The sequence below is a fragment of the Peribacillus sp. YIM B13481 genome (assembly GCF_042787985.1).
Lineage (GTDB): Bacteria > Bacillota > Bacilli > Bacillales > DSM-1321 > Peribacillus > Peribacillus simplex_A.
In genome coordinates, this window is sequence record NZ_JBHZPE010000038.1 from 1 (window position 1) to 18,292 (window position 18,292).

Consider the following 18,292-nt stretch of genomic DNA (forward strand, 5'->3'; position numbering starts at 1 on the left):
TCCCCGATTGAATACCGAGAAAAGGCCGCAGCTTAAAATACTCTTTTTTTATTGTCTACTTGACAGGGTTATGTGCAACCTGGTTCTTTTTTTTATGAAAAAGCCAATTTTAAACGGTTTAGACCTTCCATCATCATGCTGCGTGAACAACCTAGATTCATTCGGACGAAACCTTCTCCGCCAGGTCCATATTTTGAACCAGGCTCCAATGCGAGCTTCCCTTGATGGATCAGCCGTTCCTTAATTTCCTTGTCATTCAATCCAAGATTACGGCAGTCAATCCATAAAAGGTAAGAAGCATCCGGATGCATGACATGCAAAGAAGGGATTTCAGCAGCGATGAATTCCTCAGCCACTTTTATATTCTCCTCAATGTAGCCAATCATGTCTTCCAGCCAGTTTAAGCCCTCTCGATACGCGGCTTCCATCGCTGTTAAAGCGAGGATGTTAAGGCCATGGAATGCCAATTTCGTTTGTGCCTTTTGCAATTTCTTCTGCAATTTTTCATTACCGGTGATCAGGAATGAAGCCTGAAGGCCGGCAATATTGAATGTTTTACTTGGCGCCATTAACGTGACGGTTATGTCGGCTAACTTCTCTGAAAGCGAGCCTATCGGATAATGTCTGGATGTTGTATGGAATAAATCAGCATGAATCTCATCACTGACGATGACTACATCATATTTTTCACAGAGCTCCCCGATTCGGAGGAGTTCTTCTTTTGTCCAAACGCGCCCGCCAGGGTTATGTGGACTGCAAAAAAGGAAAAGCTTCACTCCGCTTTTCAGCTTGTCCTCAAAATCAGCGAAATCAATCTGAAAGCGATCTTCTTCTATGATAAGGGGACTATTGACCACTTCCCGGTCATTATTTTTGATCATATCAAAAAATGGTGTGTAGACGGGTGATTGTAATAATATTTTATCGCCCGGGTCCGTGAAAGCTTGGATTGTTGTACCAATTGCAGAAACGACGCCAGAGCTAAATGAAATCCACTCTTTATCGATTTGCCAGGAGTGCCGGTCTCTAAGCCAGCGTTGAATTTCGGTGAAAACCGCTTCGGAAGGGACGGTATAACCGAAAATTGGATGATTCAAGCGTTCTATTAACGCTTTTTGAATGCCCTCAGGAGATGGGAAGTCCATATCGGCAACCCACATTGGCAGAACATCTTCGCGCCCATACAATGATTTGAGCGAGTTTTTATCCCATTTTACGGATCCTGAATTTTCTCTGTTAATGTGTTCTTCAAAAATTGACTTGTTCAAAATGTCCACCGCCGAATAAAAATTTGTCGTCTTCGTGAAAAGCCTGTTGTTATGATACTATGATAACATGTTCTTTGAAAACCTATTGAGCAGGTGATGAATTATGGATACACAGCAAATGAATTTAGCGTTGGTTGCCGTTTTGCAAGAATGGGACCCTTTCCAGATAGGATGGGATCTATATGAACCGGAAATTGCGGATACGGTCGTAGCAATCCGGGATATAGATAGCCCGCAGGAACTGGCGGAAAAAATAAAGTCCATTTACGAGTTCGCTTTCGATGAAACCGTTAAGATGGAAAAATGCCTGGAAGTTGCACAGAAACTGCTCATCATAAAAAATGATGCCAGCTGTTCGATCTAAAGGTGAAAAAGGGTGTACCCAGAAATAAGGGTCACCTTTTTTACGTTGTTTTTTTGCTCTTTACTCATAGTTTGCGCTGTTTAATCGCGAGTTTACGCTGTTTACACGTGAGTTTGCGCTGTTTATTCCTGAGTTTGAGCTGTTTACTCATGAATTTGCGCTGTTTACTCGTGAGTTTACGCTGTTTACTCGTGAGTTTGAGCTGTTTACTCGTGAGTTTGAGCTGTTTACTCGTGAATTTGAGCTGTTTACTCGTAAGTTTACGCTGTTTACTCGTGAGTTTGCGCTGTTTACTCGCGAGTTTACGCTGTTTACACGTGAGTTTGCGCTGTTTATTCCTGAGTTTGAGCTGTTTACTCGTGAGTTTACGCTGTTTACTCGTGAGTTTGAGCTGTTTACTCGTGAATTTGAGCTGTTTACTCGTGAATTTGAGCTGTTTACTCGTAAGTTTACGCTGTTTACTCGTGAGTTTTGTTTTTTTAAGTTGGGGAGGCTACACCAAGAAATTCCTTAATTAATTGATAAACCTCTTCCGGTTTCTCCTCTGGAAGAAGGTGCCCGGTATCCTCAATGACAACAAGCTCGGAATTAGGCAGGTCATCATGGAGCCTTTGGCCAATATCCAACGGTACCACTCTATCATGCCTTCCCCATATAAGCAGGCAAGGCGTATGGATATCACTAAGGTCTTCCTTCAACAAATCGATTTCCTTATCTCGGAGCATCCTCCCCAATGCACGGAAAATATCATGCTTCTTTATGAATGGCCCTAGATAGCCCTGTCGCATTTCATCGTCAATCATGGTCGGGTCATGAACGACATTTTTCAAGTTCTTTTCGATCCCTGACTTTTGTAAATACCGTTTTATCCCGAATGAAAAGAAAGGCAGGTAACTGACCATCTTCATTTTTTCCGAATAGCCGGGCTGATAGCCTGATCCGGCAAGGAGGATGGCATGGTCGACAAGATCAGGATGTGATTTTATGAGCTGCAGGGAAATCTGCCCGCCCATGGAATGGCCGATAATACTGAATTTCCTGATGTTTTTCCCCTCCAAGAACAGAACAACGGATTTAGCAATGTTCCGGAATGAATATGTATATCGATAATCCTTTCCGCTTTGCCCAAATGGGGGAAGGTCTATTGAGATCACATTGAATTCCTTGATCAAATAGGGCACTAATTTACGGAAACTGAAGCTGGATGACAAAAACCCGTGAAGCAGTACAAGTGTGGGGAAGGAATCATCCATATGGTCATATTCAAAATAGATTTCTATATTTTCCACCCGTTCAATGCCTTTGATTGTATGAATTTCCATATAAATCCCTTTCTCCTCTGGTATTAGTCATAGATACAAGTGTGTGTTCACCTGAATATCCCAAAAAAGGTCCTTAAATACTGTTGCATAACAGTAATTGTAATAATAACGATGAAAAAAGACAATTACTATAACAGGTCGCCAACCAATTTTGATATAATAGTATAAGTTTATCCTGACAGAATAGGACTTATTAATTTATATTGTCATATAGGATTCTAAAAAAGTCTAATAAGGTAATTCGTGAGACTAATCTGCCAGCCAAACCATCACATCTAAATTAGTGAATTCCAAAAGGGGGGTTTTCCAATGCACTTGAATGAAGAGGAATTGGAAGTCTTGAGAATCATTGAAAATAACAGCCGGATTGATCTGAAGGATTTGGCTAAAATGACCAATCTATCAGAAGCGGGCATTGAAATAACATTGAAGAAATTAGAAGATATGCGGGTTATTGTACGTTATTTAACAGTCATTAACTGGGCAAAAGTGGATGAATACCATGGTGTCACAGCGATGATTGATGTAAAAGTCACTCCGAAACGCGGTGTCGGTTTCGATGAGGTAGCAAAAAGGATTTACAAATTCAAAGAAGTCGAGTCCGTTTATTTAATGTCGGGGGCTTATGATTTATCAGTCATTGTCGAAGGGCGTTCTATGAACGAAGTGGCAAACTTTGTTTCAGAAAAACTTTCGACACTGGATTCCGTCATTTCTACGACGACTCACTTCATTATGAAAAAATACAAGCACGATGGCACAATTTTTGACCAAACTGATGAAGATAAGCGGATAGTGGTGTCACCATGATTAAAACGAGTTATGTTTCAAGAACGATTGCAGAGCTTAAACCATCAGGCATCCGCCGCTTTTTCGACCTGGCAGCCAATTTGGAAGGGGTCATCTCACTTGGTGTGGGTGAACCGGATTTCGTTACATCTTGGGCAGTGAGGGAAGCTGCGATCAACTCCTTGGAGGAAGGGTATACCTCTTATACGGCTAATGCAGGATTATTTGAATTAAGGTCGGAAATCAGCTGGTATATGGAGAAGCAGTTCCATGTTTCATATAGACCAGAGGATCAAATCATTGTCACGGTCGGAGCAAGCCAGGCTCTCGATATTGCCCTGAGGACCATCTTGAATCCAGGGGAAGAAGTCATTGTAGTGGAACCTTGTTTCGTCGCCTATGCACCGCTTGTGACCATGGCAGGGGGAATACCGGTCACGGTCCAAACTTCAAAGGATGATGACTTTAAGTTGACTCCCGGGCAACTCGAAGCGGCAATCACGCCTAAAACGAAGGCGGTTTTAATCTGTTCACCGAATAATCCAACTGGCACCCAGCTTGGACAGGAAGAATTAGTGATGCTTGCTGATATCATTAAAAAGCATGACTTGCTTGTCATTTCCGATGAAATCTATGCTGAACTTGCTTATGATGAGAAATTCACCTCTTTTGCTGCCATTGACGGCATGCTTGAGCGGACAATTGTCATCAATGGGTTTTCGAAAGGCTTTGCAATGACCGGATGGCGTCTTGGGTTCGTTTGTGCACCTAAGGAAATTTCTGAAGCGATGCTTAAGCTTCATCAATATGCGATGATGTGTGCGCCGACCGTTGCTCAACATGCTGCATTGGAAGCTTTAAGGCACGGAATGCAGGATGTAGAAGAAATGCGTCGGAGTTATCGGAGAAGACGAAATTATATCGTGAATTCATTTAACGATATGGGTCTTGATTGTCACAATCCTGGCGGGGCATTTTATGCTTTTCCTTCCATTGAGAAAACAGGGATGACTTCGTTGGAATTTGCAGAAAAACTTCTGACGGAAGAACTTGTAGCCGTTGTACCGGGAGATGTGTTCGGGGAAAGCGGTGAAGGTCATATCCGCTGTTCCTATGCATCCTCCATGGAACAACTTCAAGAAGCGCTTAGAAGGATGGAACGTTTCATGAAGAACCATAGCCAATAAAAGCAAAAAAATAGGGATCCGGCCGTTATAAGCAGCCGGATCCCTTTCCATAGGGGGAATTAGAAAAAGAGTTAATCTAATGGATTAACATAGAAAGTGTTAATCATAGTATATCCAGCACTCTGAAAAAAAATACACATACTACGACCATTTTTTTCAATTAGCTTGTGTATTATATAAAGTATGCATAACATTCAGAATTTGTTCTTCGCTAAAGTCTTTAGCTGTTCTTAGGATGAGCTCAGCCTTTTTGGATCCGATTTCTTCAATCAGCTTTTTTATGTCCTCGTCAACACCAGAAGCGTTCCCGGTTTGGGCGTCCTTCAAGAACTCTGAAGCTGGAATGTCAAGAACGGTCGAAAGCCGTAAAATGGTTTGAGTATCAGGAATCGATTCACCAGTTTCATACTTTTCAATCTTTTTGGTGCCGATTCGTAATTTCAAAGCCAGTTCCTGTTGAGTGAGGTTATGATCTTCTCGATATTGCCGGATATTCTTCGCGATATTTGACATAGTCAGGCACTCCTTTTTCAGGAAATATTTTCTTTATGTAATGATTTTACCATATTATAACTAAAGGAAATCGAATGAATATGTAGGTTTTGTGAAAAAAAATGCCGCCTCGAGAAATATCGAAACGGCATTTTGGATTACTAAATGAGATTAATTGAGTTAAGAAATACGAGTATGATCATGATCGGCACAATGTAGCGAATCAGGAAGTACCAAAGTTTAAAAAGTGACCGGCCGGAATCTGCGCCAGTTTCGAACTCTTTTTGGACCTCGATCCTTTTCATTTGATAGCCGATGAAAAGGGATATGAACAAGGCGCCGACTGGCAGTGCGATATTGCTTGTCAGATAATCAGCCAAATCGAATATGGATAAATTGAAAATCTTCACATCTGAAAGCACCCCAAATGATAATGCGCTTGGAATTCCAATCAAGAAAACGACGCTACCAGCTATCCAAGAAGCCTTCTTCCGCTTTGCGGTATCACCTTTGATCATGGCTGCAACGACGATCTCGAGAATGGAGAAGGCCGTTGTAAGTGTGGCGAATAATAATAATATGAAGAAAATGGCCATGAAGATCCCGCCGAGCGCCATTTCATTGAATACGGCAGGCAACACGACGAATACTAGTCCAGGACCGCTAGAAGGGCTGAAGCCCAGTGCGAAAACAGCTGGGAAAATGACTAAACCGGCTAACAAGGAAATGAAGATATTCAGTCCAACCACCGAGAAGGCAGATTTAGTTATATCTTCTTTTTTACTTAAATAGGATGCATAGGTTACCATCACTGAAACACCAACACTAAGTGCAAAGAAGGATTGGCCAAGAGCTAATAGGATCGTTTCCCCTGATAAAGCGGAAAAGTCCGGCTTCAAGAAGAATTTTACACCCTCCATTGCTCCATCCAGAGTCAAGGAACGGATGAGGAGAATAATGAAAAGAATGAACAATGAAGGCATCATATATTTATTCGCTTTTTCAATTCCTTTGGATACGCCCCCTTGCACGACCCAAATGGTTAAAACCATGAATAATAATTGAGCGATAACCGTTTCATAAGGATTGCTGATTATCGTATTGAAGAAGTTTCCATATTCAGTCTGGGTTAAGTTTGAAAGGGAACCGGTTAAACTTCTTGCTAAATAGGAGATGATCCAGCCGCCAACGACACTGAAGAAGGAAAGCAGAATGATGGAAGCGACGACACCGCCATATCCGATCAAAGCCCAAGGTTTTCCTGGGGCGATATATTTATATGCGCTAATGGCATCTTTCTGTGCATTGCGGCCAATTGTGAATTCCGCTATTAATATGGGGGCACCGATAAGCAGTGTGAACAAAATGAAGAGCAGGAAAAAGACCCCTCCACCATTTTCACCAGTCATATATGGGAGCTTCCAGATGGCGCCTAATCCAATAGCGGATCCCGCGGCTGCCAGGATAAACCCAAGTTTTGAAGTCCATTGTTCTTGTTTTGACATGATGGAAAAACTCCTTTAGATGTAAAGATTATCTAGCTGTAAACAATAATTTCTTTAAAACATTTTCTCATCTTACTATGATTATGAGGAAATGGGTAGTGTTTTAATATTACAATCTTTAGAAAAATGAGTAAATATCTTAAGGAAATGGAGGTTATTTGCAAATTTTTAGGTTAAATTATAAATAACGTTCTTATAATATTTATTATTTCCAAAAAACAAACATTTTTAATGAGTAAAATTTAAAAAAGTATGGTATACTTAACTTTGATTATTTTCCAATTATGTGATATAATTTTTTATTGCGTGAAAAGACGAAAAAATATATATAAAATAGGAGTGTTACCATGTCTGAAAAATTCGAAATTGGTGCGGTAGTTACTGGTAAAGTAACTGGTATTCAACCATACGGTGCTTTTGTTGCTTTAGATGAATCAACTCAAGGTTTAGTTCATATTTCTGAAATTACTCACGGATTCGTTAAAGATATCAACGAACATTTAAAAGTGAACGATGAAGTAAAAGTTAAAGTGCTTTCAATCGATTCAGCTGCTGGAAAAATCGGCTTATCGATCCGCGCAACAGAAGAAGCTCCTGAGCGTACTGAAGCTCCGAAAAAAGCTCCAAAAAAACGCCAAGCATCTGTTAAAGCAACATCTCACATCGAATCTACTGAAGGTTTCAACACATTGAAAGACAAACTTCAAGAGTGGATTGAACAATCTCAACGCGAAGACCTAATCAAAAAATAATTTTGTGAACCGACAGATCAATCGATCAGTCGGTTTTTTTTGTCATTTTCATGATTTCATGAAAATGAATTAAATAAAGCCGGGCCATGTTTTTTATCCATGGTCCGGCTTTATTTTTATAGAATATAAACAAAATCCCTTTCAACGAGTCGGTTTGGTTTCTGGTTCACTGGCAGTTTCAGGACTTGGTTTAAAGAGAAGACCAAGGTTAATTAGGCCGGCAATTCCAACCAATCCATAAATGATACGGGCCATTCCAGCATCTTGCCCTCCGAAAATCGAAGCGACCAAGTCAAATTGGAAAAACCCTATTAATCCCCAGTTGATTGCCCCGATTATTGTAAGAACAAGTGCAATTCTTTGTATTCCGCTCATTGTACAGCCTCCTTTTTTTGAAAAAATCAGTTCTTTACTTATCATGCTTTTTCATCATGTAAATATACATCCTTGCAGAAGTTCCGGACGGATGCTTTGTATTTATATGGAACATTGGTCATAATGAAGAAAAGAAAAAAACTGCCAGTGGCCAAGTGGGCAATTTTCTAGAGGCCGATGTGGCATTAAGGAGAGAAATCTTTTGGAGAATTTCACTTATAAAAACCCTACTAAAATAATTTTCGGGAAAGATCAGCTTGAAAGTTTAAAAACGGAAATTCCTGCATATGGTGATAAGGTTTTACTTGTATACGGTGGAGGAAGCATAAAGAAAAATGGCTTATATGAAAAAGTGATCAATGCCTTGAAAGAGATCGATGCAGAGGTGCACGAACTTTCCGGAGTTGAACCGAATCCACGCATCTCAACAGTCCGGAAGGGTGTTGACCTTTGTAAAGAACATGGTATCGACTTTGTGCTTGCTGTTGGAGGCGGCAGTGTCATTGACGCGACAAAGGCCATTGCTGCCGGTGCTAAATATGAGGGGGATCCATGGGATCTAGTCATTAAGGAGGCATCAGTAGAAGAGGCCCTTCCGTTTGGAACGATACTGACTTTAGCTGCAACCGGCTCCGAGGCAAATTCCGGCTCAGTCATTACAAACTGGGAAACGAAAGAGAAATATGGATGGGGAAGTCCATTGGTATTTCCCCAATTCTCCATTTTGGATCCAGAAAATACTTTTTCGGTACCAAAAGATCAGACTGTATACGGAATGGTCGATATGATGTCACATGTGTTCGAAACGTACTTCCATCCGGAAACGCATGCACCTCTTCAAGACCGGTTTTGTGAATCGCTGTTACTGACAGTGATTGAAACGGCGCCTAAACTATTGGAAAACCTGGAGGATTATGAACACAGGGCCACTATCCTATATGCAGGAAATATTGCCTTGAATGGTTCGCTTGGGGTTGGCTACAGTGGGGATTGGGCAACGCATAACATTGAACATGCCGTTTCAGCTGTTTATGACATCCCGCATGCCGGAGGATTGGCCATCTTATTTCCAAATTGGATGAAACATGTGCTCCATGAAAATGTTGCACGCTTTAAACAGGTTGCAGTCCGTGTGTTCCATGTTGATCCGGAAGGTAAAACGGATGAGGAAGCGGCCCTTGAGGGCATTGAAAGACTTAGGTCGTTTTGGAGCAGCTTAGGTGCGCCGACCAATCTTTCGGATTATGGCATCGATGACTCACAATTGGAAGTCATGGCTGATAAAGCGATGAGCAGAGGGGGATTTGGGCGATTCAAAATCCTGAACCGTGAAGATGTCCTTGCCATTTTACGGGCTTCATTATAATTCAAGTGAAATGTTCATTCTCCCGCCTTGTCAGGTGGGAGATTACTTTGAACGTATAATTCATTATTTACCTGACCGATATCTTGATTATGAGAATTACATCAGATAAAGTGATAGGGAAACTAAAAATCAAGGAGGAATTTGAATGGCCCATATTCGTTTCGATTATTCAAAAGCCCTACCGTTTTTCGGGGAGCATGAAATTACCTATTTACAGGATGCTGTAAAAGTGGCCCACCATTCTCTGCATGAACAGACAGGGGCAGGCAATGAATATCTTGGCTGGCTTGATTTACCGGCCAATTATGATAAAGAAGAGTTCTCGAGGATCAAAAAAGCAGCGGAAAAAATAAAAAAAGATTCAGATGTGTTACTTGTTATCGGAATCGGTGGATCATACCTGGGAGCGCGCGCGGCAGTTGAAATGCTTCAACATAGTTTTTATAACATTTTGCCGACGGACAAAAGAAAAACACCACAAATTTTATTTGTAGGTAATAATATAAGCTCTACATATATGCAAGACGTAATGGACCTGCTGGAAAACAGGGATTTCTCGATCAATGTTATCTCTAAATCCGGTACGACGACTGAACCAGCACTGGCCTTCAGGATATTCAGGAAACTGCTGGAACAAAAATATGGTGTTGAAGAAGCTAAAAGCCGAATTTACGCGACCACTGACAAAGAAAAGGGCGCATTAAAAACGGTAGCAACGGAGGAAGGTTTCCAAACTTTCGTCATTCCTGATGATGTTGGCGGACGTTACTCTGTCTTAACGGCAGTTGGGTTGCTTCCGATTGCGGTCAGCGGGGCAGATATCGATCAAATCATGGAGGGAGCCGAGCGTGCAAGGTTGGACTACAGTTCTTCCGAGCTAGCTGATAATGAGGCATACCAATATGCAGCGGTTCGAAATATCCTTTACAATAAAGGGAAAACCATTGAAATGCTGATAAACTATGAGCCTGGACTTCAATACTTCTCTGAGTGGTGGAAACAATTATTTGGAGAGAGTGAAGGAAAGGATCAAAAGGGGATTTTCCCTTCATCCGCTAACTTTTCGACTGACCTGCATTCATTAGGGCAATATGTTCAGGAAGGGCGGCGTGATCTTTTTGAAACAGTCATCAAAGTGGAAAAGGCCCGTCATGAAATTTTAATTGAAGAAGCGGACAATGACTTGGATGGCCTGAATTACCTTTCAGGTGAAACGGTGCAATTCGTAAATAATAAAGCATTTGAGGGCACTCTTTTAGCACATACGGACGGTGGCGTTCCCAACCTGATCGTAACGGTTCCTAAGCTTGATGCTTATACATTTGGCTACCTTGTATATTTCTTCGAAAAAGCTTGTGCAATGAGCGGTTACTTACTAGGTGTCAATCCATTTGATCAGCCTGGAGTGGAAGCATATAAGGTGAACATGTTTGCGCTTTTAGGCAAGCCAGGATATGAAAAGAAAAAAGCAGAGCTCGAACAGCGCTTATAATAAAAAAAGCATGAAGCAGGAATAACATCCAGCTTCATGCTTTTTTTATTGAACTCTAAAGTTAAATTAACATATTCGAATGCTTGCATTGAAAAACCGAAAAATTTGGGTTCATGTGTGCACAATTCATCAATGATGAATTCCAATTACACAGGTTCCGCAAATTCCGGTTCGGCATGGATGAAAAGGCTTTAAGCAAAGCGGGAGAAAATCCACCAGCTGCAACAGGAAGTGCGGCAATCTAGGTGCAGATCCAGCAATTGCGATTAAGGAAGCGCTGAAGCTGAAAGAAACTTTATAAAAGAGCGTAAGGATACCTTGGGAATCAGTGAGGAAGCCAATCTTCTTATCCTGAATCGAGGGTACAATCGAGTCATTCCAGGGGTTTTTTAAAAGGCCTTTTGGTTAAGCTAATAGAAAAAATAGCGAAAGAGGTTTTTATACAATGATTAAAATTTCTTCTGAGTTGGAAGGGAAAACATTCGGTTTGTTCGACCTGGAGACGAAGTTAAAGCCGGAAGGATATGTGATAGGCGGAGGCTGGGATTATGACAACGGGTCGTTTGATTATAAAATGGATGACAGTGATGGGTACCAGTTTTTGCGTGTCCCTTTCAGGGCGGTTGATGGTTCACTCGATCAGGATGGGGTAATGGTCGAACTTTTACAACCGTTTTTGTTATCTCATAAATACGAGGACGGTGTTGACGGTGAAGGAAATATCGGAAACCTCACCGCTTCCTTCAATCAGTTTGCTGAGCCGGAAAATCCGGATGCCGAATTTCCGGAAAACTATATCTCTTATGGTAAATCGCTTGTCCATGATTTGGAAAAGCTTTTATTACATTAATCTTCAATGATGAGCAGGGTGTCATTGCGATGTATGATTACATTTGCAGGGGGCTTGATGAATGTCTCGCCTCCTGAAATGATGCCCACCAATAGAATGTCTTGATCAAATAGCTTGGCGCTCAACTGTTTAAACGTCAATTCTGCCCAGTCACTCTGGATGGCCAGTTGTTTGATGTTCAATCCATCCCATTCATTTTGCTCTTCAGCTTCCACAATGATCCCTCTCGATAAGCAATCCTGCATATAATCACTTGCAAATTTATTCGTTTCGACAATACCATCCGCTCCTGCCCGCAAAGCATTTTCCTTTTGTTCTTGCGTCAATATTTCCACAAGACAATACAAATGCGGATTCAAGCCTTTGACGGCCAGTAACGTTAATATCGAGAACATATCCGTATGCAGCTCGTCTTGCTTGAGGTCAGCAGTGATAAGGACGCGTATGGCCTGTTTTATATTAGCTTTTTGCAAAACGGAATCCAATGTAGCTTTTCCTTGGATAAAGTGGATATTCGTTCTTGGTAGCGGGTGCTTTTGCAGCGTATCATCTATAAGGACAATAGATTGATGATGAGTACTATTATGAATGTTTTGGATGATTCTCTTGGAACGGCCATTCCAGCCCACAATGATAATATGGCCACCGCCGCTGAATACTTTCTTTCCTGTTAGAAATTGCTGTTCATTGGAAATGGACATTTTAGCAATGTACGCAAAATAAGAGGTGATCAGGCCTGCACCTGACAAAATGAGGGTGATCCCAATGACTTTACCAAGATTGGTCACAGGCGTGTAATCTCCGTAACCTACCGTTGACATAGTCACGATTGCCCACCAGATGCCATCGAGTAAAGTAGGGAATCTTTTCGGCTCCACAAGGTGGATCAATACCCCGAAGGAGAGTAAAAATAATGCGATGGTAGAAAGCAATCTGATGAAACGCGGAATTCTAGGAACGGTGCTAATGTATGGACCGAATCGAATCATGTTTTTCACACCCCTTAAGCTATTCCTTTTAGTATGGTCAAAAAAGGCTTTGCTCATAAGGCAGTCAGACAAACTTTGAATCATGAATTTCGTAGATTATCTAAAAAAGTGCAACTCGGATAACAGGGAAATGATAAAAGCCTTCCGGAAGACGTCGGAAGGCTTTTATGGCTGAGTCACGTATCCTGAACTGGACTTCATGCTCGATGATGGATTATATGTCCGTTTGCGCTTCGGTATTCCAAAAGTTTGATAAATAGGCTCAATCTGTTCTTAGACCCTTCTGCGTACGTTGAAGTTATCACTGATGAGCAGCCAGTTTTGAGGGAAGGCTAGGCCGAGCTTCCAATAACTCATCCCCCTTAGATTCAATTCCTTGATTAAATCGAATTTTGCCTGAATGGATCTGGCATCTTCAAACCACACCTCATGCTGCCTATCCTCAATATCCGTATAATTGAAGTGCGGGGCCTGTGCGGTTTCATCATACTCGATGGCAACATTATTGGCAGCTGCAATCTGGATGGCCTGCTGCGGACTTACAGCCTTGGCAGTGGATCCCTGTACAAAAGGCAGGGTCCAATCATAGCCATATAGATTTTGCCCCATCAGGATTTTGTTGGAAGGAATTTCAGTGACGGCATATTCGAGCACATCCCGAACAGGTCCAATTGGCGATACAGCCATTGCCGGTCCCCCGCTATACCCCCATTCATAAGTCATGATGATAACGAAGTCGACGATTTCGCCATGTGCTTTATAGTCATGAGCCTCATACCAACGGCCTTTTTGTTCCGCACTTGTTTTGGGGGCAAGTGCCGTAGAAATGAACCATCCTTCTTTCTTGAAACGTTCCTTGGCTTTTCGGAGAAATTGATTATAAGCTTCTTTATCAGACGGCCTTAAAAACTCAAAGTCAAAGTGGATATCCCGGAATCCATATTTCTTTGCAGTTGAAACGATATTGTTCAGGAACTTATTTTGAACGGAAGTGTTCGTCAAGATGATGTGCCCGAGCTCATCGCTGAATTGGTCTTTTTCCTGATTCGTGATCACCATCATCAAGACATTTTTATTTTCCCTGGCGATGGCAGGGAATTCATTGAGCAATGGCTCTTTTAAGGAGCCGTCACGAAGCGCCTGGAAGCTGAATGGGGCCAAATAGGTTAAATAGGGCCCAGCTTCCCTTGCAGCCGTTTCAAGGGCCGGTGCAACCGTTGTACCCCTCGGCTCGACATACCCGTTGAATTCGGCGGTCCTTTTCTTACGTGCTGGAATGTAGAGACGGTATCCAACGGATAAGTTTTGATTTTCGGAAATGCCATTTATTTTTGCCAATTCTTGAAAAGGGACATCAACCTTTTGGGAAATGGAAAAAAGACTATCACCGGGTTGAACGAAATAATAGCTGCCGACAATTGGAATGACAAGGGCCTGCCCAGTAACAAGATTAGTTGGGTTAGGAATCTTATTTGTTTCCACGAGCCTATCAACAGTTACGCTGTACGTCTGGGCGATGCCATATAACGTCTGGCCTGGCCTAACCACATGTATTTGCAAATCTTTTCCCTCCTACTGAAAGTTTCCTAACAGTTTATGAACAGAAAAAGAAATTCATGATAAAGAGCTTTTGATTGAAGGGATCGTAAAGAAAAATAATTCAATAAATTGGCAATAATAATTTAAGCTAAAAATGCTAATTAATATTAGTAGGAGGTGAAAACACATGGCAAACAACAATAACAGCAATCAACTAGTAGTAGCTGGTGCAGAGCAAGCCCTAGAACAAATGAAGAATGAAATCGCTAGTGAATTTGGTGTAAACTTAGGTGCAGACACTACTTCTCGCGCTAACGGATCTGTTGGTGGGGAAATCACAAAACGTTTAGTTCAAATGGCTGAACAACAATTAGGCGGATCAAACTTTTCTCGTTAATAACTGAATAAATATGGATTTGAAAGAGAAGGGGTATCGCTCCTTCTCTTTCGCATTATTCAGCCATGTGACTGCCAAGCCTTTAAAATCTTGATTGCCTTTTCAGGGAAATCGGTCATGATAACGTCGACATCCATCTCTGCGAGCTTGACGATGTCCGCTTCATCATTGGCGACCCAAGGGCGGATTTTGTATCCAAGTTTTTTCGCTTTTTCATTAACTGCTGGAGTCAGGCTATTTTTATCAGGATGAAAACCGGCTTCTTTTTTATCACGTAAGATTTCTTCGAAGTTTTCAGGAAGTCCTTCGAACAATAATGCACGTTCAAGTTCTGGGGCAAGCATCTTCACTTTTTCAATTGATTGATGGTTGAAGGAAGATAGGATCACCCGATTTTCCATTTGATATTGACGAATTAAATCAATGATCTTCTGTTCGATCCCTTCGTAAGCGAGTTTATCCGTTTTGATTTCGATATTCATCAATAAAGCATTTCCCTTAGCCCAGTCGAAAACGTCCATTAAAAAAGGAATCCGCTCCCCAAGAAATTCCTTGGAGAATTTGCCCCCGGCATCAGCCGTCTTCAGCTCTTGTGACGAATGATCTTTTACATAACCAGTAAGGTTGGTCGTTCGATCAAGCGTTTCGTCATGGATGATGACCAATTCCCCATCAGAACTGAGGTGGACATCGAACTCGATCCCCTCGGCACCGATTTCTGCCGCCTCTTGAAATGCAGCCATGGTATTTTCAGGATGCGTCCCTTTGGACCCTCTATGGGCGAAAATCAATATGTTTTGCAAATTCATCACTTCCCCTTTAAACTTTATTTTGAACCCTATCATACATGTATCCCTAAATTGTTTCAGCAATGTTTAATAGACAATATTTTAAACAACGAGTAAAATACATATGGTATTTCCATAACAGGTGTACGAATTATGAGGTGAAAAAAATGAATATGTGGGAAATTTTTGTTGCTGTTGTCCTTGGTCTTGTTGAAGGATTAACTGAATTTGCTCCTGTATCGTCTACAGGGCACATGATTATCGTTGATGATTTATGGCTGAAATCGAACGAACTTTTCGGGAGTGAAATAGCCAATGTGTTCAAGGTGGTTATCCAGCTTGGTTCGATACTCGCTGTAGTCGTGCTCTTCTGGGGGCGATTCATGGACTTGCTTGGTTTAAGGAAAATGAAAGACCCATCTGCTGTGAAGGGCCAAAAGCTTAACCTCTTGCAGATCATCGTCGGATTGTTACCAGCTACTGTATTAGGTCTATTGTTCGAAGATTATATCGATGAAAATTTATTTACCATGAAGACGGTTATCGTTGGATTAATCTTGGGCGCATTTTTAATGATTGCGGCTGATAAATTCCGTCCAAAGCTGACCACAGAAACGGTTGACCAAATCACTTATAAACAAGCTTTGGGTGTAGGTTTAATTCAATGTTTGGCCCTATGGCCGGGATTCTCACGTTCAGGTTCAACGATTTCCGGTGGTGTGCTATTAGGAATGAGCTATCGGGCTGCTTCCGATTTCACATTCATCATGGCGGTGCCGATCATGGCGGGTGCCAGTCTTTTAAAGATAGTTAAATATTGGGATTACATCACACCTGAAGTTCTGCCATTCATTATCGCAGGTTTCATCAGCGCATTCATCTTTGCGTTATTCTGTATCCGCTTTTTCTTGATTTTAATCAATAAAGTTAAATTGACTCCTTTTGCCATCTACCGGATTGTCTTGGCGGTTGTGCTTTTATTCATTATTTGGTAATACGAATTGAAGCTTGAAAGAGGAGTGGAACCACCCCGTTGATTCGGAGTGGTTTTTTTGTGTCCGAGAAAAAACCGGGTATCTCAGACTGTATATATAACGAATGATACTTTCGTTTTGTGATATTTAATTCGTTATTATCGAGTTAAATTTCTATAAAACGTTTTTTCTACAGAGAATATTCGGTTTTTGTTGCAGTTCCAGACATAATTAGTAAAAAAAATATAATTGTAATAAAGCTAGCCAAGCACAGTGATACCAACGTGTCCGGAACCTTATTGGACTATTCAAATTATTGAATAAGTTATTTCCATATAATTTATATGATATAATTTTAGTATAAAACAAGTACATGTGTACACCTGGGGAGGACATCATGGGGAATGACCAATTGAAAAAAACGATTGGCTTTTGGATTGGAACATCTATTGTAGTTGGTACAGTTATCGGTTCTGGTATTTTCATGAGACCTGGTGACGTGCTTGAGTTAAGTGGTAATTCAACCATGGCCTTATTAGCTTGGCTGATAGGTGGCCTGATTACCCTTGCAAGCGGATTGACGATTGCGGAAGTGAGTACTCGGATTCCTAAAACTGGGGGCTTATATGTCTATATGGAAGAAGTGTACGGAAAAGCATGGGGATTCCTATGCGGCTGGGTTCAGACATTGGTATATGGACCTGCAGTCATGGGCGCACTCAGTTTATACTTCGGGTTATTAGTCGCAGGAATATTTAATATCGCTTCAGATTACACTTTGGCAATAGGCATTCTTACGATCGTATTTATAGCAGGCATGAATCTGCTGGGGACAAAATACGGCGGTATAATACAAACATTATCGACTGTTGCTAAATTGATCCCCATCATATTCATAGCGGTGTTCGGTATCGCACAAGGTAATATGCCTGTATTCAATATCAGTAGTGAAAGTTCAATGAAAATCAGTATGGCCGGTGCGATTTTGGCTACCCTCTGGGCGTATGATGGCTGGATGAATGTCGGCTTCATGGCAGGGGAAATGAAAAATCCACAGAAAACGTTGCCGAGAGCAATCATAACAGGATTAGTCGTGGTCATGGTCGCTTACTTGGCTGTGAACCTTGCCATGCTTCATGTTTTGGGAGCAGAGGGAATCATCGCTCATGGTACGAATGCAGCGAATGTTGCGGCAACGCATCTATTTGGTGAATTGGGCGGGAAATTGATATCAATCGGAATAGCGATTTCAATCTTCGGATGTTTGAACGGAAAGCTTCTGACCTTTCCGCGTATAACCTTGGCGATGGCGACTGATAAAATGATGCCTGGCCATAAACAAATCGGGAAAATATCGCCCAAGTTTAAAACGCCCATAAATGCTACGATATTACAAGTGATCATTGCCATCATAATGATGGTTGTAGCAGACCCTGACAAACTTACCAATATGGCCGTATTCTCTGTCTTCTGTTTTTATGGATTAGCCTTCTTCGCGGTCTTCATCTTACGCAAGAAAGATCCGGATGCAAAAACATATAAAGTACCGTTTTACCCATTCATTCCCATTGTGGCCATTGCTGGTGCAATATATATTGTTGTAAGCACATTAATCCAAACACCTTTAAATGCCCTGTACTCGATGATCATCCTCTTTATAGGTATGCCTGTGTACTGGCTGCTTAAAAAAAGTGAGCGGGATGATAAACGTTCATATTAATGAAAAACCCTTCACTGCATGCAGTGAAGGGTTTTTTTGTAAATTGCTGGAACTTGATTTTCCGTTTGGCCATAAGTGGCGAAATAGACAACTCAGGAAGTTCGTATTAACATAGGGGGGAAG

18 protein-coding genes are annotated in these 18,292 nt (G+C 41.4%); 10 read left to right on the plus strand and 8 right to left on the minus strand.

All coding sequences use genetic code 11. From position 1 onward, the window contains the following. Nucleotides 1-92 precede the first annotated feature (92 nt). The gene (locus tag ACFX4X_RS18570) at nt 93-1,268 is read right to left on the minus strand and encodes a MalY/PatB family protein (RefSeq protein ID WP_377385226.1); all 1,176 of its coding nucleotides are present in this window, start codon (nt 1,266-1,268) and stop codon (nt 93-95) included. A 103-nt stretch (nt 1,269-1,371) separates the two neighbouring features. On the opposite strand from ACFX4X_RS18570, the gene ACFX4X_RS18575 reads away from it, so the two are divergent. Next, the gene (locus ACFX4X_RS18575; protein WP_089361851.1) at nt 1,372-1,632 is read left to right on the plus strand and encodes a DUF1871 family protein; all 261 of its coding nucleotides are present in this window, start codon (nt 1,372-1,374) and stop codon (nt 1,630-1,632) included. Nucleotides 1,633-2,111: 479 nt separating this feature from the next. Here ACFX4X_RS18575 and ACFX4X_RS18580 read toward each other — a convergent pair whose 3' ends face one another. Next, nucleotides 2,112-2,954: an alpha/beta fold hydrolase gene (locus tag ACFX4X_RS18580; RefSeq protein WP_284469353.1), complete on the minus strand. Its 843-nt coding sequence runs from the start codon at nt 2,952-2,954 to the stop codon at nt 2,112-2,114. A 309-nt stretch (nt 2,955-3,263) separates the two neighbouring features. Between ACFX4X_RS18580 and ACFX4X_RS18585 the strand changes: the two genes are divergently transcribed. Both ACFX4X_RS18585 and ACFX4X_RS18590 read left to right on the plus strand, forming a co-directional pair. Next, a complete protein-coding gene (locus ACFX4X_RS18585) occupies nt 3,264-3,764 on the plus strand; it encodes an Lrp/AsnC family transcriptional regulator (protein ID WP_061465425.1) in 501 nt (166 codons plus the stop codon). Continuing rightward, complete coding sequence (locus ACFX4X_RS18590; RefSeq protein WP_089361849.1) at nt 3,761-4,930, plus strand: aminotransferase; 1,170 nt, start codon at nt 3,761-3,763, stop codon at nt 4,928-4,930. The genes ACFX4X_RS18585 and ACFX4X_RS18590 overlap by 4 nt, the downstream gene beginning before the upstream one ends. Before the next feature lie 156 nt (nt 4,931-5,086). Here the strand turns inward: ACFX4X_RS18590 and ACFX4X_RS18595 are convergent, their stop codons facing one another. Together ACFX4X_RS18595 and ACFX4X_RS18600 are read right to left on the minus strand one after the other, a co-directional pair. Further along, complete coding sequence (locus ACFX4X_RS18595) at nt 5,087-5,443, minus strand: helix-turn-helix domain-containing protein (protein WP_061465423.1); 357 nt, start codon at nt 5,441-5,443, stop codon at nt 5,087-5,089. 140 nt (nt 5,444-5,583) lie between these two features. Further along, nucleotides 5,584-6,927 carry a sodium-dependent transporter gene (locus tag ACFX4X_RS18600; RefSeq protein ID WP_377385230.1) on the minus strand — a complete coding sequence of 448 codons (1,344 nt, stop codon included), beginning with the start codon at nt 6,925-6,927 and terminating at the stop codon, nt 5,584-5,586. A 347-nt stretch (nt 6,928-7,274) separates the two neighbouring features. Here ACFX4X_RS18600 and yugI point away from each other — a divergent pair, with 347 nt between their 5' ends. Further along, nucleotides 7,275-7,679, plus strand: a complete 405-nt coding sequence (yugI, locus tag ACFX4X_RS18605) for a S1 domain-containing post-transcriptional regulator GSP13 (protein ID WP_061465421.1) — start codon at nt 7,275-7,277, stop codon at nt 7,677-7,679. 141 nt (nt 7,680-7,820) lie between these two features. Here the strand turns inward: yugI and ACFX4X_RS18610 are convergent, their stop codons facing one another. Further along, nucleotides 7,821-8,054 carry a DUF378 domain-containing protein gene (locus ACFX4X_RS18610; protein ID WP_061465420.1) on the minus strand — a complete coding sequence of 78 codons (234 nt, stop codon included), beginning with the start codon at nt 8,052-8,054 and terminating at the stop codon, nt 7,821-7,823. 202 nt (nt 8,055-8,256) lie between these two features. Here ACFX4X_RS18610 and ACFX4X_RS18615 point away from each other — a divergent pair, with 202 nt between their 5' ends. The 3 genes from ACFX4X_RS18615 (at nt 8,257) to ACFX4X_RS18625 (ending at nt 11,762) form a co-directional block, all read left to right on the plus strand. After that, nucleotides 8,257-9,420 carry an iron-containing alcohol dehydrogenase gene (locus tag ACFX4X_RS18615; protein ID WP_377385233.1) on the plus strand — a complete coding sequence of 388 codons (1,164 nt, stop codon included), beginning with the start codon at nt 8,257-8,259 and terminating at the stop codon, nt 9,418-9,420. Nucleotides 9,421-9,565: 145 nt separating this feature from the next. Then, nucleotides 9,566-10,912 carry a glucose-6-phosphate isomerase gene (locus ACFX4X_RS18620; protein WP_089361844.1) on the plus strand — a complete coding sequence of 449 codons (1,347 nt, stop codon included), beginning with the start codon at nt 9,566-9,568 and terminating at the stop codon, nt 10,910-10,912. A 445-nt stretch (nt 10,913-11,357) separates the two neighbouring features. Continuing rightward, on the plus strand, nt 11,358-11,762 hold the full coding sequence (locus ACFX4X_RS18625; protein ID WP_125161597.1) for a YugN-like family protein: 405 nt from the start codon (nt 11,358-11,360) through the stop codon (nt 11,760-11,762). Here the strand turns inward: ACFX4X_RS18625 and ACFX4X_RS18630 are convergent. Both ACFX4X_RS18630 and ACFX4X_RS18635 read right to left on the minus strand, forming a co-directional pair. Continuing rightward, the gene (locus ACFX4X_RS18630; RefSeq protein ID WP_377385236.1) at nt 11,759-12,751 is read right to left on the minus strand and encodes a potassium channel family protein; all 993 of its coding nucleotides are present in this window, start codon (nt 12,749-12,751) and stop codon (nt 11,759-11,761) included. The genes ACFX4X_RS18625 and ACFX4X_RS18630 overlap by 4 nt on opposite strands. A 273-nt stretch (nt 12,752-13,024) precedes the next feature. Then, entirely contained in the window at nt 13,025-14,311 is a 1,287-nt protein-coding gene (locus ACFX4X_RS18635; RefSeq protein ID WP_377385238.1) for a glycosyl hydrolase family 18 protein, read from the minus strand. Nucleotides 14,312-14,477: 166 nt separating this feature from the next. On the opposite strand from ACFX4X_RS18635, the gene ACFX4X_RS18640 reads away from it, so the two are divergent. Beyond that, nucleotides 14,478-14,687, plus strand: a complete 210-nt coding sequence (locus ACFX4X_RS18640; protein ID WP_061465414.1) for an alpha/beta-type small acid-soluble spore protein — start codon at nt 14,478-14,480, stop codon at nt 14,685-14,687. A gap of 59 nt (nt 14,688-14,746) precedes the next feature. Here ACFX4X_RS18640 and ACFX4X_RS18645 read toward each other — a convergent pair whose 3' ends face one another. Beyond that, entirely contained in the window at nt 14,747-15,496 is a 750-nt protein-coding gene (locus ACFX4X_RS18645; protein ID WP_377385240.1) for a glycerophosphodiester phosphodiesterase, read from the minus strand. A 146-nt stretch (nt 15,497-15,642) separates the two neighbouring features. Between ACFX4X_RS18645 and ACFX4X_RS18650 the strand changes: the two genes are divergently transcribed. Further along, entirely contained in the window at nt 15,643-16,470 is an 828-nt protein-coding gene (locus ACFX4X_RS18650; RefSeq protein WP_318685963.1) for an undecaprenyl-diphosphate phosphatase, read from the plus strand. Nucleotides 16,471-16,846: 376 nt separating this feature from the next. Continuing rightward, a complete protein-coding gene (locus ACFX4X_RS18655; RefSeq protein WP_377385243.1) occupies nt 16,847-18,169 on the plus strand; it encodes an APC family permease in 1,323 nt (440 codons plus the stop codon). Nucleotides 18,170-18,292: the final 123 nt, after the last annotated feature.